This window comes from Microcoleus sp. D2_18a_B4, assembly GCF_036702475.1.
Lineage (GTDB): Bacteria > Cyanobacteriota > Cyanobacteriia > Cyanobacteriales > Microcoleaceae > Microcoleus.
This window is the reverse complement of sequence record NZ_JAUBTL010000030.1, coordinates 52,499-67,185: the sequence shown is the minus strand read 5'-3', so window position 1 is coordinate 67,185 and position 14,687 is coordinate 52,499. Positions and strand designations below refer to the sequence as shown.

General features: G+C 47.6%; 9 protein-coding genes. 4 read left to right on the top strand and 5 right to left on the bottom strand.

The features are described 5' to 3' along the window. Positions 1-371: 371 nt before the first annotated feature. Both QUB04_RS18140 and surE read right to left on the bottom strand, forming a co-directional pair. Complete coding sequence (locus QUB04_RS18140) at positions 372-770, bottom strand: hypothetical protein (protein WP_333145690.1); 399 nt, start codon at positions 768-770, stop codon at positions 372-374. A gap of 127 nt (positions 771-897) precedes the next feature. Next, positions 898-1,704: a 5'/3'-nucleotidase SurE gene (surE, locus tag QUB04_RS18135; protein WP_333286423.1), complete on the bottom strand. Its 807-nt coding sequence runs from the start codon at positions 1,702-1,704 to the stop codon at positions 898-900. A 303-nt stretch (positions 1,705-2,007) separates the two neighbouring features. On the opposite strand from surE, the gene pheS reads away from it, so the two are divergent. After that, positions 2,008-3,012 (top strand): phenylalanine--tRNA ligase subunit alpha, encoded by a 1,005-nt coding sequence (gene pheS / locus QUB04_RS18130; RefSeq protein ID WP_333286421.1) that lies wholly within the window; start codon positions 2,008-2,010, stop codon positions 3,010-3,012. A 219-nt stretch (positions 3,013-3,231) separates the two neighbouring features. On the opposite strand, the gene QUB04_RS18125 is transcribed toward pheS, so the two are convergent. Both QUB04_RS18125 and QUB04_RS18120 read right to left on the bottom strand, forming a co-directional pair. Next, a complete protein-coding gene (locus QUB04_RS18125) occupies positions 3,232-3,678 on the bottom strand; it encodes a hypothetical protein (protein ID WP_333286420.1) in 447 nt (148 codons plus the stop codon). A 554-nt stretch (positions 3,679-4,232) separates the two neighbouring features. Continuing rightward, a complete protein-coding gene (locus tag QUB04_RS18120) occupies positions 4,233-7,757 on the bottom strand; it encodes a response regulator (protein ID WP_333286418.1) in 3,525 nt (1,174 codons plus the stop codon). Between the two features lie 1,482 nt (positions 7,758-9,239). Between QUB04_RS18120 and tnpA the strand changes: the two genes are divergently transcribed. The 3 genes from tnpA (at position 9,240) to QUB04_RS18105 (ending at position 11,918) form a co-directional block, all read left to right on the top strand. Beyond that, positions 9,240-9,638, top strand: coding sequence for an IS200/IS605 family transposase (gene tnpA / locus QUB04_RS18115; RefSeq protein WP_333286416.1), 399 nt, complete (start codon positions 9,240-9,242; stop codon positions 9,636-9,638). Next, entirely contained in the window at positions 9,631-10,932 is a 1,302-nt protein-coding gene (locus tag QUB04_RS18110) for a transposase (protein ID WP_333286414.1), read from the top strand. Before tnpA ends, QUB04_RS18110 begins: the two co-directional genes overlap by 8 nt. A 362-nt stretch (positions 10,933-11,294) precedes the next feature. Continuing rightward, a complete protein-coding gene (locus QUB04_RS18105; protein WP_333286412.1) occupies positions 11,295-11,918 on the top strand; it encodes a GNAT family N-acetyltransferase in 624 nt (207 codons plus the stop codon). A 646-nt stretch (positions 11,919-12,564) separates the two neighbouring features. On the opposite strand, the gene QUB04_RS18100 is transcribed toward QUB04_RS18105, so the two are convergent. After that, the coding region (locus QUB04_RS18100; protein ID WP_333286410.1) for a calcium-binding protein at positions 12,565-14,687 on the bottom strand (2,123 nt) is incomplete at its 5' end.

The window sequence follows — 14,687 nt, the reverse complement described above, 5'->3', positions numbered from 1 at the left end:
AACCCCTGTCGGACTATCGGTTGCACGTTAAGTTGACACCTATGGGCACGGCGCCGTTTCCCTACAAGGGCTAGGACAGGTCAGTTCCGTGTCCCTACAGCTCGTACCTACTTACGTGAAAAGTGCTCTACGTGTCAACTTAACCCCAAACACCCTCGTGAGACTTACGCCCACCCGACTTGAGCTTTGAGGCAGGGGTTAAAACCCCTGCCGGACTGGGGTTTTGACGTTTTTGGGCACACGATGAAGGGTACCCCGTCTAAGTGCTTACCCGTAGCTCAAGAGGGATGCAATTGCTAAAATAGTGTGATTTCTACCTAAAGGACTAGATATTTGCACGCAGTATCTGTCAGAATCTTTTTTAAGAAATGTTAACGTGAGACATCTTGGGAATTACCAGTTCCGCTCACCCACTCTAAAAATCCTTGAAGCGAATTCTGTCGGGGTAGCGATTGTTCCGTAGCGGCGATCGCACACCCGAAAAAGACCACACTGCCCAAAATAGCAATCAGCGGAAAAGGCTTACCCAGCCCAAAGTCCCGCTGAAGCCGAGCTAACGGCCTGCTCTCGCGCCTGAGCATCTTTCCTACCGTCAGTTGTTTGAGACTAAAAGGATCGCGCACAAAATGACCGCTCCAGCTAATTACCATATGAGAATGGCAGTGGGGACAAGTGAATAGTCCACTGACCATCCCGACTGGGCCTACGACGCTGGAACGGTTGCAGATCGGGCAAGTGACAGAATGAGTGTTATAGGTGGGAGCGTTCATAACTGTTTTTCTTGAGTAAAAAAAACTAACAAGTAATTGGGGGCCTGTGTTAACGCTTAAGGTATAGACCTTGAGAGGCACTTTTCCTTAATTCCTAGTTTACCGCTCCAATCGGGTCGATCGGAGCTCAATGCTTGGGAAAACCTTCAAATTGCCAATCCCGCAACGAGTGCAAGTCTGGAGCACAGGTGAGATTATATTGCAAGGGAGTTACGGTTATTCTGTTGTCGCGAATAGCTTGTACATCTGTAGGAATATCATGCGGCACCGCCGAATCGGCGATTTCTTCTACATCTTCTAACAATTCGCCAGCCAGCCAATAATAAGTTTTGCCGCGCGGATCAGTGCGCTTTTGAAATATGTCGAAATAGCGGCGAATGCCTTGACGGGCGATCGCAACTCCGGTAATTTCTGCTTGTGTGACTGCCGGTATATTGACATTCAACAGCATCGGTTTGGCCATTGCCTGTTTTTCCAACTGTGCCAGCAAGGTGACAGCGAAATCCACCGCTGGCCCAAATTCCTGCGAAGTAAAGCTCGCGAGGCTGAAAGCAATGCTGGGAATACCTTCCATAATTCCTTCCATTGCTGCCGAAACCGTACCCGAACAGATGATATCCGTGCCTAAATTAGGCCCGTGGTTGATACCGGAAAGAACAAAATCCGGCGGTTTGTCAAGTAAAGCCCACAAAGCAAGTTTCACGCAGTCGGCGGGAGTACCCGAACAGGCCCAAGCTTGGACTCCGGGCTCAAAAATAGATTCGACAATTTCGGCGCGGATGGGTTGGTGCAGGGTAAGGCCGTGGCCGGTAGCGGAGCGCTCTCTGTCGGGACAAACTACACTCACATCGTGGCCAGCGGCGGCGAGAGCGTTGGCGAGGCTGCGGATGCCTTGTGCAAAGATGCCGTCGTCGTTGCTAATTAAAAGTTTCATTGAAATTTTTATAGGCCTTATAACAATACTAAACTAGATTCAACTAGGGCGATCGCTCTAACATCGAATTACTTATTACAAATTATCCGTAACTGCCGAAAATCTAAAATCTAAAATCTAAAATCTAAAATCAACCAGACTGTAGAGCCAAAATTGCGCTAAACTCAACTTGGCCCAAAACTGCCATCAATCTAAAATCTAAAATCTAAAATCAACAAGCTGTAGAGCCAAAATTGCGGTAAACTCAACTTGGCCCAAAACTGCCATCAATCTAAAATCTAAAATCTAAAATCTAAAATCAAAATGACTGTCCAGCTAAGCGACATTGAAACTCAACTAGAAACCCTCGGTCAAGAGTCCAAAAGTGCGATCGCCACTGCCAATACCCTCGAACAACTCGAACAGTTGCGCCTCGGCTACCTCGGCAAAAAAGGCCAACTCTCTCAAATTTTAGGCATGATGGGCAAACTGTCGCCAGACCAGCGACCCAAAGTAGGTGCGATCGCCAATACAGTCAAAGAAGCCCTGCAAGCAGATTTAGAAGACAAGCGCGCCGCCCTCCAAACAGCCCAAATCCAAGCCAAATTAGCCTCAGAAACCATCGATGTCACCATGCCGGGGATTTTTCGCCCCCAAGGCCGCGTTCACCCCTTAAACGCCGTCATAGACCGCGCTCTGGATATCTTTGTCGGCCTCGGATACACCGTCGCCAACGGCCCGGAAATGGAAACTGATTATTACAACTTCGAGGCGCTGAACACACCGCCAGACCACCCAGCGCGGGATATGCAAGATACATTTTACCTACCAGGCGGCGACTTACTGCGGACTCAGACATCATCAGTGCAAATTCGCTACATGGAACAGCACAAACCGCCGATTCGGATTGTCTCTCCCGGCCGCGTTTACCGCCGCGATACTGTCGATGCTACTCACGCGGCAGTCTTCCACCAAATTGAACTTTTAGCAATTGATGAAGGTCTGACATTTACTGACTTGAAAGGCACAATTAAAGAGTTTTTGCGGCAAATGTTCGGGCAAGATTTGCCGATTCGTTTCCGCACGAGTTACTTTCCCTTTACGGAACCTTCGGCCGAAGTTGATTTGCAGTGGAACGGCAAATGGCTGGAAGTTTTGGGCTGCGGAACGGTCGATCCTAACGTTCTTAAAGGAGTGGGTTTAGACCCAGAAAAGTATACTGGGTTTGCAGCCGGTTTTGGAGTCGAGCGGTTCGCAATGGTACTTTATGAAATCGACGACATTCGCCGGGTTTATGCTAGCGATTTGCGCTTTTTGCGACAATTTTAAATAAGGGCTTGGGGTCGCTTACAGGAGCCGTCTAGAGATATTGGTCAATCTACATCAATCTTTCAGTTTCAAGTAAGTAAGTACAAATAAACATTACTTGGGGAGAGGGCGGGTTCTGCAACGATCGACTCGCCCTTACTGTAGATAAGCACTAAAGTCGCCCCTACAAGCCCCTGCAAGATATTATTGTTTTTTTGCGCTTACCTACTTATTTATTGTCTACTTGCTAAAAACACCCTTGATGCTGTCAACAGCGCTCTCGACAGCATTCTTGGTATTATCTACTGCTTTCTGAGTCCGAGCTGAATCTTCCGATGCTCTTTTCTCAATTGTGGCCGCATCTTTCTTAGCTTTGCGCTCTACGACACTACCATCCTCCGATGCTCGATCGACTTTAGAAGCATTTGTCTTGGCAGTTTCCTTAACCTTCTCTTCTGTATCTCGGATGAAGTTCTTGGCTCGTCCAGCATCTTTGCTGGCTTTTTCTTGAACCGCATCGCCCGCATCTGCTGCTGCGATCAAGTTTACACCAGGAGATGCCATTGCTGCGGTGTTGGAGAAGAACGCACCAGACCAAACGAAGGCCATCGCTGACACGCAAAGCACAGTTGTAGCCATCCAGCGCCCGACAGTCGAAAGCCGTTTCGTAAAAGAATTCAGTTTCATACAATACACAATCAGATATGACATTCTATTTTTACTCGATCGGAGCGATCGGCTGAACCGTTCTCTAGAGAGATGTTATCCGCCAACGAACGGTTAAAAAATGTCCCTCTTTTGATAGATGGACGCAAGGAATGTCAGTCAATTTTAGATTTTAGATTTTAGATTTTAGATTTTAGATTTTAGAGTTGACTCCACAACCGCCATTTGGAATCTTGAACTTTGGTGAGTTGATTGTAAATTTTAGGTTAAAGATTAAACAATTGATTAAGGAAAGTCAGTCAATTTTAGATTTTAGATTTTAGATTTTAGATTTTATAGTTGACTCCCCAGCCGCCATTTGGAATCTTGAAATTTGGTGAGTCGATTGTAAATTTTAGATTAAAGATTAAACAATTGATATCGATTCCGGTGCAACCGGAATCGATATTAAACAGCCTTGGGGCGGGTGGGGTGAATGTACTTCACTCAGTTGAAATAGGCTGTATTTACGAATAGGTTGTTTCCGAGATTGTGTGTGGGATATCAACATATAATACTTAACAAACAACTAATGACTAATCACAATTTAGTAAAAAAGTCAATACCGTTTCATCAATTCCCTTTAGTTTCAAAGGCTTATATTTAACAATGCGATTTTCCTCAACATAATCTGCAACCGCCGCCGAAATTAGCACCGTGTTTGGTTCCGTCACCTCTTGCAAGCGGGCGGCAATATTCACGCTCGGCCCGATCGCAGTATAATCCGATCGATCAGGGCCGCCAAACATCCCCACCACCGCAGTACCCTGGTGAATTCCGCAGCGAAACCGCACCGGAGGCACGCCATTTTCCCCAACAATTCCCTGCTCCAACCAGCCCTTGTTAAGCTCCTTCAGAGCTCGCAGCATTTGGTCAGCAGCAGCCACAGCGCGGCGTACTTGCTCATTAGGCGTTAGTTCCTCCGGCGCGCCAAAGAAAGCCATTACCGCATCTCCCACAAACTTGTCCACCGTACCGCCACTGTCAAAAATAGCCTTAGTCATTGCCGCCAAATATTCATTCAACAGCTCAGCTACCCGGCGCGAGCGCAGCGTATTTGCCATTTGAGTAAAACCGACAATATCGCTAAACAAAATAGTAATCAATCGCGGTTCCGGGCGCAAATCCAAGGCCAAATCTCCAGCCGCGGCAGCCTTCACCATCGCCGGCGGCAAAAATCGGCGCAGCACCGACTCAGTTAAATAACTGTTCAACTGCTGCACTCGGCGCTCATTTTGTTTGAGGGCGATCAAATTCCGCACTTCCGCCAACAATTCTCGATCGTTAAAAGGCTTGGACAAATAAGCATCCGCACCCCGTTCTACTCCTTCAATTCGAGTATCTTCGTCGGCTTTAGCAGTCAGCAAAATTGCCGGAGTTCCCTGCAATTCCTCATCCTCTCGAATCATCCGAATCAAATCCAAGCCCGAAATCAAAGGCATCATCAAATCCGTTATAATTAAATTAGGGCGACGTTTTTTAGCCACGGCAAATCCTTCTTCTCCGTTGCGCGCGAGCAAAACTGCAAAGCCGGCATCTCGCAGAATGGCCGACACATAAAATCGCAAATCGGGATTGTCGTCAACTACCAAAACCGTTCCCACTGCTGTTTCTGATCTGACAGGTTGGATCGGCTCAAAGTTATGATTTTCGGCCTCATTTTCCGACAAATCCGCTTCCACATCTGCCAGTTCCACCGCAGCTTTCGATGAGTGAAACTCCGCAGGTATTTCTAGTACCTGTTCCGGGGGCAAGTGAGTCGAACCAAAGTGCAGCCAAACGGTAAAAGTAGTACCTTCGCCGTAAACTGACTCAACTGAAATTTGACCGCCGTGAAGTTCGACTAATTCTTTGACAAGTGCCAAACCTAAACCGCTGCCTTCGTAGGAACGGCTTGCTGAACCTTCGGCTTGGTGAAACCGCTCGAATAAATAGGGAATTTGTTCGGTGCGAATGCCGATACCAGTGTCTTTTACTTGCAACAAGCAGTGAGCGCCCGCTGATTCAACTTTCAGGGTGATAGTTCCGCCTTCTGGGGTGAATTTAACAGCATTTGATAGCAGGTTGTAAATAACTTTGTCAAATCTTTCCAAGTCCAAATAAAGTAAAGGACATTCTTGCAGTTGGGTAATTAAGTGCAGTCCTTTTTTCTCGCAGTAGGCGCGGAACGACTCTGCGGTAGAGTAACAGAAACCGACCAAATCGCAGGGGCGGAAACTCGGCTGCATGCGTCCGGCATCGAGCCGCTGCAAGTCCAGCAGTTGATTTACCAAGCGCAGGAGGCGGCGGGAATTACGCAAAGCGATTACGGCTTGTTCGTAGGGCAAGTCTTCTTTGCGCCTGCAAGCTGATTCTAGAGGGCCGATAGTTAGAGTTAGAGGCGTGCGGAACTCGTGGGAGATATTTTGGAAAAATTCGGTTTTGAGCCGATCGGCTTCCAGAAGCCGTTCTGCCTGCTGTCTGGTAGTCTGGTAGAGGCGCGACTGCTGCACGGCCAGAGCAGCTTGAGTTGCGACTATTTGAGCCAGGTCAATGTCTGAGATGTTCCAGCGGCGGATGCTGTGATTTTGGCGCAGGGAAATGCTGCCGATGATTTTGCCTTCTGAGAGTAAGGGAACGACTAACAGGGCGCGGGCTGGCGATCGCACTTGCAGTTCTGTAACATTTAACTCAGGGTGTTCGTCGAGATCTTCGATCGCCACCGGCTCTTTTGATAGCATAACTTGCAACAACAGCGGATTGCCCCGAATCGGCACCAAAGACTGTGGCAAAGAAGGATGGGCAAAAACCCAGGCGCGAGTGTTAGCAGCAGCATCGTCCGAAGCCGTCTCGTAGCCCATAGAGTTCGCAACTAGCTCTGGATTGTCAATAAAACCCTGTTCTACAGCCACGGTATCCCTATCTGTGTCGTATAGCCCCACGCATTGGACGTATTCATCATCTTCTGTCCACAGAGATAGGGCGCAGCCGTCAACTTGCAAAGCTTGGCCGAGTTGTTGAGTAATGGCTGCAAAAATATTTTGGGGATCGAGACTCGATCGAATTGCCGTAGTAATAGTATTGACTAATGCCTCGCGCTTGGCCAGCGCCCGCACCTGTTCGTAAGCCCGGGCTTGAGAAAGCGCCAAAGCCGCTTGGTCTGCCACCGTAATTACCAACTGTACCTCGTGGTCTTGCCACTGGCGCCGTTGATCAAACTGGTGCAGCGCCAAGACTGCCATCAGTTCCATTTTGTAAAACAGCGGTACGATCAAGCTCGATCGAATATTCGCAGCTTCGTAAGCCTGCTGTCGCTGCTTATTATCCCAGTTTAAAACTCGATCGTCAGTTTGGGCATCTTGAATCACCTCCACATCCAGAGTTTCCCAAACCAAATCCGGCAGCAAATCCGGGGAGAGTTCGGCAGCAGAATCATCTGGGGGCGTGACTTCCTCATCGCCCCCCAACCCTTTAGTTTCGGCCTTCTGGTAAACGAACCACTCATCGGCCACCCGGCCGTCTTGGAACGGCCGCAGCAGACAGCAACTCACCTCAAACATCTGCCCGACAGTTTCCACAATTCTTTGCAGCATTTGCTGGTAATTGGGAGCCGATCGGATAGTATTGGTAACGGCATAAAGCAGCGATTCTTGGCTCAAAGCACGGCGCAGTTCATTGGTGCGCGTTTTCAGAAGATTGTGAGTCTCAACAGCTTGACTGACAAGATTTATCAGCTCTTGAGCATCCCAAGGCTTTGTAACGTATTTGAATACTTTGCCAGCGTTAATAGCTTCAACTAAATCTTCAACATCCGTATAGCCAGTTAAAATAATTCGGATCACGTCGGGGTATTGAGCCGCCGTCAAGCTGAGAAACTCCGTACCGCTCATTTTTGGCATTCGCTGGTCGGAGATAATCACCGCTACTTCTCCCTCTTTTGCCAAAATTTCGAGAGCAGCGGGGCCAGATTCGGCTCTGAGCACTTTGTAGTCTCGATGGAAGGTGCGGTAAAGCAAGTCGAGGTTATCCGGTTCGTCATCGACGATCAGAATTTTTAGCTTAGGATTTTCTTGGGAATTCATGCACCGTTCTCCTGTGCCCCGGGGCTGTTCGATTTAATAAGTCTGATCAAAGGAAGAATTCGCCGATTTAAATTGCTGAAGTCATACCATTTTCGATTTTCGATTTTCGATTTTCGATTGCGAATGACTGATGACATAAGGATTGGGATTTTGCCTAGAGGGCCATTATTTTGGGAAAATGGTATCACAATAATTCGTGGATATGAAGTTGTTGTGAGTAGGCCGAGGCAAGCATCAACCTTGATTTTTGATGTCTGGGTTTTCAATTCGGAATTCTTCTGAGCCACAGTTATCTGTCGTGCACCCCAATTTTATTATTTAATGATATTCACATAAACTCGTCTCCCGATAGATAATTTTGTTTCACCCCTTACCTTTATGCAGCAGGAGAGCGAACACAAATCGGATCATTTTAACTGCCGTCTGGATATCTCAGAATACATAGGAATAACCGTCCTGATTGTGAGTTGATTTGCCAAAATTATGTTTGAGCCTGGCTCCGGGGAGTGTTTTATTTGGTATGTGAAAGCTGCCCGCAGCAAGATACAATAGACAACCAACATCTTCGCCGGTGTTTTTTCCCACAATTAACAGCAACTTTAACAGTCAGCCAAGGATACCGACCACAATCCGGCGCCGAGCCCCTGACTGATATTCGGGGGTGGCCCACAGACCACAGAGGTGTCTGTGGGAGTGACGCAATTGCTGTACCATTTTAGTTAGACTTGCACTTTTTTCCCCGATCTCGGCATTTTTTGTGCCTCCTGCAGACCAACGCCCAAGCCAATTACTGTGGCGAAACACCGCAAGATCGAGCATCCATCTGTTAATCTTAGCTAGGGATGTACTCTGTGGAAACCGGTCAGTCGATTTTAGATTTTAGATTTTAGATTTTAGATTTACTCCACAGATGAATCGCGGAGCTTGAACTAGGGTCTAAAATTTTGATCTGTCCCCGACGAGTGTCGGTGGCTGGTATCGGTTTTTGGGCAGGGTGAATCAGCTCGATCGAGGTTTTGAAGGTCTCGCTCGCGCGCAGCAGAGTATCGAACCGACGGGGAAAACGCCTGCAGACTGTTTCCAGCCATCCAAATTTAAATTGGACGTTGGAAAAGTACCCAGTAGCTCAACAGGTAAGACCGGTTCGATCGGGGACGGGCGATGGATAGCCCAGAACTGCTGAAAGCTGGGGTGCCAGGCCGGGGGGCGGCGGGGAACATCCGACGCGCCAGCGCGCCCGGTGTTAGTCTGATCAGTCGTTGAGTTTTTCAACTACCGCTTGACGGATAAATTATATTCGATCGGGTATTTCCCTAAGCAGAGAGCGGTAGGATTCCGGGAACCTGACCGAAGAACGAGCCCGCCGGGCCCCTGGCTTTAGACATTGGGATAAGTCGGTAGCGGTTTCAACCGCCTTCAGTATTTAACAATTCTTAAGGCAAAATTAGTGTAGTATGCAGATTAGTGCTGTATAACTCTACTATGAGTGTTAATTACAAATCAAATAAAAATGTTGTCTACTCGTGCAAGTACCACATTGTGTGGTGTCCGAAATATCGTCGCAAGGTTTTAGTTGAGGGGGTCGATGCCCGTTTAAAGGAGATATTGTTAGAGGTGGCGACTGAGTTTAACAGTGAATTAATAGAAATGGAAGTAATGCCAGATCATGTTCACCTCTTAGTCGAGTGCGATCCTCAATTTGGAATTGCCAAGCTAATTCGATACATGAAAGGACGCTCTTCCAGATATCTCCGTCAAGAATTTCCTTGGTTAAAAAGTCGATTGCCAACCCTGTGGACGAATAGCTACTTTATTGCGACTGTTGGCGGTGCGCCTATTTCAGTAATCAAGCAGTACATTGAGAATCAAAAAAATGTCTAGCTATGGATGTCAGCAAAATTTAATTAGTCCAAATCGAGAGTTAAGAAGCGTTCTAGAGTTTGTATGCGAAGAGTCGAACAAACTAGCCAACTGCGGGACTTACTACTCTCGACAACTGTATTTCAAGACCGGGAGGATTCCCGGCAAGTATGACTTGCACAAATTATTCAAGGAAAATCTTCATTTCAAAGCGCTGTATTCCCATGTTGCTCAACAAACGTTGACCAGTGTTGCGGAATCTTTCAAGTCATATATTGGATTGCTCAAGGGAATCAAAAGTGGCACAGTAACGCAACATCCTAGACTACCCAAATACCGCAAAAACAGCTTAAAGCTTGTGACCTTCCCAAAGGCAGACGTAAAGCTAAAGAATGGGCAATTGAGGTTCCCATTAGGCAGTAAGGTTAAATTGTGGTTTGGAATTAGTGAATTTTATTTGCCGATGCCGTCCAATCTCGACTACAAGACAATTAGAGAGATTCGTATTTTGCCAAGAAATGGACAATTTTATGCCGAGTTTGTCTACCAACTTCAGTCAAGAGCGATTGAATTAGATGTCAGCAAAGCTCTGGGTATCGATCCAGGGTTGAATAATTGGTTAACTTGTGTTTCCAATGCGGGAACAAGTTTTATCGTAGATGGACGGCATCTAAAATCATTAAATCAATGGTATAACAAGCGAGTTGCAGCGATTAAAGAGCATAGACCTCAAGGTTTTTGGTCTAAGAGATTGGCGGATATTACAGAGAAGCGAAACAGGCAGGTCAGAGATGCAGTTAACAAAGCGGCTAGATTAATATTGAAACACTGCCTAGAAAATCAGATAGGCACAGTCGTTTTTGGCTGGAATAAAGAAATGCGTCAAGAGATTAATCTTGGCAGCAAAACAAATCAAAATTTGGTGCAAATTCCTACCGCTCGATTGAAAGATAGGATTTCCCAACTTTGCGAACAATATGGCATTCGGTTTATCGAAACCGAAGAAAGCTATACGAGTAAGGCGAGTTTTTTAGATTCGGATGAATTGCCTAAGTTCGGTGAAAAAACTGAAGGGTGGAAAGAATCTGGGAAGCGCGTTAATCGCGGATTGTATCGTTCAAAAGATGGAAGCAAAATCAATGCAGACTGCAACGGTGCGGCGAATATTTTGCGAAAAGTAGCGGCAACTTTAGGGTTATGCCTTAAAAGAGTCAGTAGAGGCGCTTTGATTTCGCCTTTGAAGGTTCGTATTTGGACTCTTCAAGAATCTCCGTCCCTGAGCGGGCTGGGGAGTATCAAGTTAAAACCTTTGTGATTGTTTTTAATACCTTGCCCGCTAAGCTGTCGCGCATTTAATTTGTAAGCTACTGTTTACTTAAACTCTTGTGATGCCGGCCGAAAGCCAGGGATCAAGCTTCAATTTAAAGGCCAAATAGCTTATCCACCAATCTAGTATTAGGGGATGAGTTTTATTTTTTCATAACTAGAGTATTAACTGCTAAAAATTTTCCCTTTACCTCAAATACTACTTAAAGTCAAGCAGCAAAAAATGTAATTTAATCTGGCTAATAAACTATGCCTATAAGTTACGTTATAAGATCAGTATAACATCAGTGAATTTTCTAAGAGGGTAGCTTAGAAACGCTCGTAAAAAAATTAATATAGTGGCCTGGCATTGTGAATCCTTCATTTTTTTCCTCACCATCTCACCAACAACAAACTCCCGGACTTTCGGGTTTTTCGATCCGGGTGGCTGCGCCCAACGACTTAACGCAGCTAGCTGATATTTTAGCCATGAGCTTTCACTCCCGCGAGGGGTTTGTAGAATGGGTGTATCCAGTGTTGCGTTTGGGCATTTACGAAGATTTAAAAAATCGACTGCGTTCTAAGGCAGAACATTACATTTGTCTGGTTGCTGAGCTAGTCTCGCGCGAGGAGGGAACGCAGAATTATCGATCGCACCGAGATCAGCGCATGGCAGGAACAGTAGAAATGGCCCTACGTTCTCGCTTTCCTTGGCAAATCCCTAATTCTGACTATCCTTATTTGTCGAATTTAGCCGTTCACCCGGAGTACCGGCGGCAAGGGGTTGCTCAACAATTGCTCAGCAACTGCGAGGAGACAGCCAAAGAATGGGGATTTTCTGAGATTTACCTCCACGTTCTGGAAAATAATCACCCAGCGCGACAGTTGTACTATCAGGCCGGCTATCGCTTGCAACAGGTGGATTGGAATTGGACTGGTTGGCTGTTGGGCCAGCCGCGCCGCCTGTTTTTACGCAAGCAGATTTCGCTATCCTAAGCTAAGTATTTGAATTGATCGTGGGGAATTGGGGATTCGCCAAGAAAAAGGAAAAAATAGCTCTTCTTTCCTTCTATTGTGAATCAATGGAATGGGAATGGGGAATTAGTGATTAATTTTAGTTCACTCTTAAGCCCGATCGCAAAACACAATAAAATTAGTTGCTAGTAAACACTATTTGTTACCAACCCTTGTGCACCTGGGAACACCTGAAAAACCCCATACAAAGTTATATCAACTCCGGTAGCCTCATCGCGCGTAAAAACAAGCCAAAAATCACGGACGCTGCAACAGGAATTAATCGAATTCATCTGCGTTAATCTGTGTTTATCTGCCCACATCGGCGGTTTAAAAAAGAAAATTTATTAACCGCCGATGACAATGGATTGACGCTGATTCACGCCGATAATAAGAGATTTATGAATAATCCCAAGGCTAACTGATTTGATATTATACCAAATCCGGCTGGAATACACCCTTATTTTTTAGCATTTTAGAGAGGGACAAAAGGCAACTGTAAGAACGAGGTCAAGGGCCGAGTGCTACAAAGTTTTTAACCCGGATTGAGTATTGGGAGGAACGCCACAGAAGTTCGGATCTGCTGTGGCGTTTTGTTCGGCAGAACAGGAGACTTTCGCCGCCAATTCTAACCCTCAAAGCGCAAGATATCTGATAGGAAATCCGAGGAGCTGATCGCCCCGTTAACCCCCACCAGATTTGCTAAAACCCGATCGGTTCCTGCTACGCGCAGCAACGTACCGTTGGGAGTGGCGCTAAATTGCAACTGCTGGAAACTCAGGCCGTCGGTCAAAACCAACTTATCGACGCCTACCTCGAAGTTAATGACAGTATCAATGCCGCCATCAGCACTTAACACATATCGATCGAACCCAATACCTCCAATTAAAGTATCCTCGCCCAAGTCGCCAAACAGCCAGTCATCTCCAGCGCCCCCATTGAGAAGGTCGTTATCTTTACCACCAATCAGAGTATCGCTGCCAGCATCTCCGTTGATAGTATCTTGGCCTTCGTTGGCGTAGAGCAAGTCATCGCCGTCACCGCCGTTGATGCAGTCTTGCTGGTCGTTTGCGCCCACCGAGACAGCCCGGTTATCAGCACGATCGCCATAGATAGTATCGTTGCCCTCGCCACCGCAGAGTTCATCCCTGCCGTCACCGCCGTAAATCAAGTCGTCACCCTGATCTCCGTGTATGAGGTCGTTAGCTTTGCCGGCGTAAATCAAGTCGTTGTCTTCACCGCCACTGATGGTATCGTCACCCTCATCGCCGAACAGCACATCAGCACCGATGCCACCAAAGAGCAAGTCTTGGCCGCCAACATCTTGAACTCGACTTCGAGTACCGCCGTACATGGTGTCGTCGCCGCTGTCGCCGACAAGGGTATCAGAGCCGAACTCGCCCCAAATCAGGTCATTATCTTTGCCCGCCCAAACACAATCATTGCCTTTACCTGCTTGCACGGTATCATTACCGTGGCCGCCGCCGATGAAGTCGTTGCCGTTGTCGCCAAAGATGAAGTCTTGTTCGCCGGTATCCCCGATTGACTGGAAACTGCCGCTATCGCCGAGCAGAGTATCGGCTCCTTCGCCGCCGTAGAGGGTATCGGAGCCTAATTGACCGTAGATCAGGTCATTGCCTTTACCTCCGTAAGCGCGATCGTTATCTTTGCCTGCAACCAGCGTATCGTTGCCTTGTTCGCCGTTGAGGAAGTCGTTGCCGAAGCCTCCGTACAGCAAGTCGCGTCCCTCGGAGTCGCTGGCCGTTTGGTCGCCGATGCCACCCAACAAGGTGTCGTCGCCGATGCCACCCAACAAGGTATCGGAGCCAAGTTCGCCCCAAAGGTGGTCATTTTCTTTACCTCCAAGGACAATATCGTCACCTTTGCCGGTATGGATGGTATCGTCGCCCTCGTTGCCGTTAATCAGGTCTGCACCCTCGCCTCCGAAAATCAAATCGCGAGCATCGTCAGGACTCTGGGAGTTGCTCTGCCCGGTGTCTCCGAGAATCGTATCCGCACCTTGATCTCCAAACAGGGAGTCAGAGCCTAAGTCGCCGGCAATCCAGTCGTTTTGTTTGCCGGAGAATACGATATCGTTGCCCTCGTCTCCGTAAACAATATCGGTGTCAATGCCCCCAAAAATCGTGTCATTGTCTTCGTTTCCGTCAATTTCGTCCGCGCCGTCTTCACCTAAAAGCAGGTCGTTGCCTTCAAAACCGACGATTTTTTGGTTGCCTTTGGTGTCTACGATGAAGTCATCGCCGTCGGTTCCTTTGGTGGTTTGTCCCTCTGAAAATTGTGAAATCGGCCGGACAAATCCCACTGCGGGCGGTTGCTGCGGGGGCGCAAAGTTAATTCCCGGTTTTTCAATAAGGGGCTGACACAAACAGTCGGTATCTGGTTCTCCGATCGGATTTGAGACGATCGGCGATGCCGGCGTTGGTGTGGGCGTTGGCGCCACTGGCGGCAAGATAGCCGCCACAGTAGCGGTAGCAGGGGGACTGATAGCACCGGTGTTGTCTGTAGCGCTGTAAGTGAAATTGGCTCCTGTAAAGTTGCCCGTCGTGGAGAAAAATAGTTGCTGTAACTGTGCTGGAGTCAGGACTTGGCCGGGTGTCACCGCAACGCCACCGTTGGCTGGATCTCCTAAAAACAGGACGGCTTGGTCTGGTGAGGGCAGGGTGTTGATCGTGTAAGAGGCGATCGACCCGTCGGGGTCGCTTCCTCCCAATCCCGTGACTAAGGTGCTGC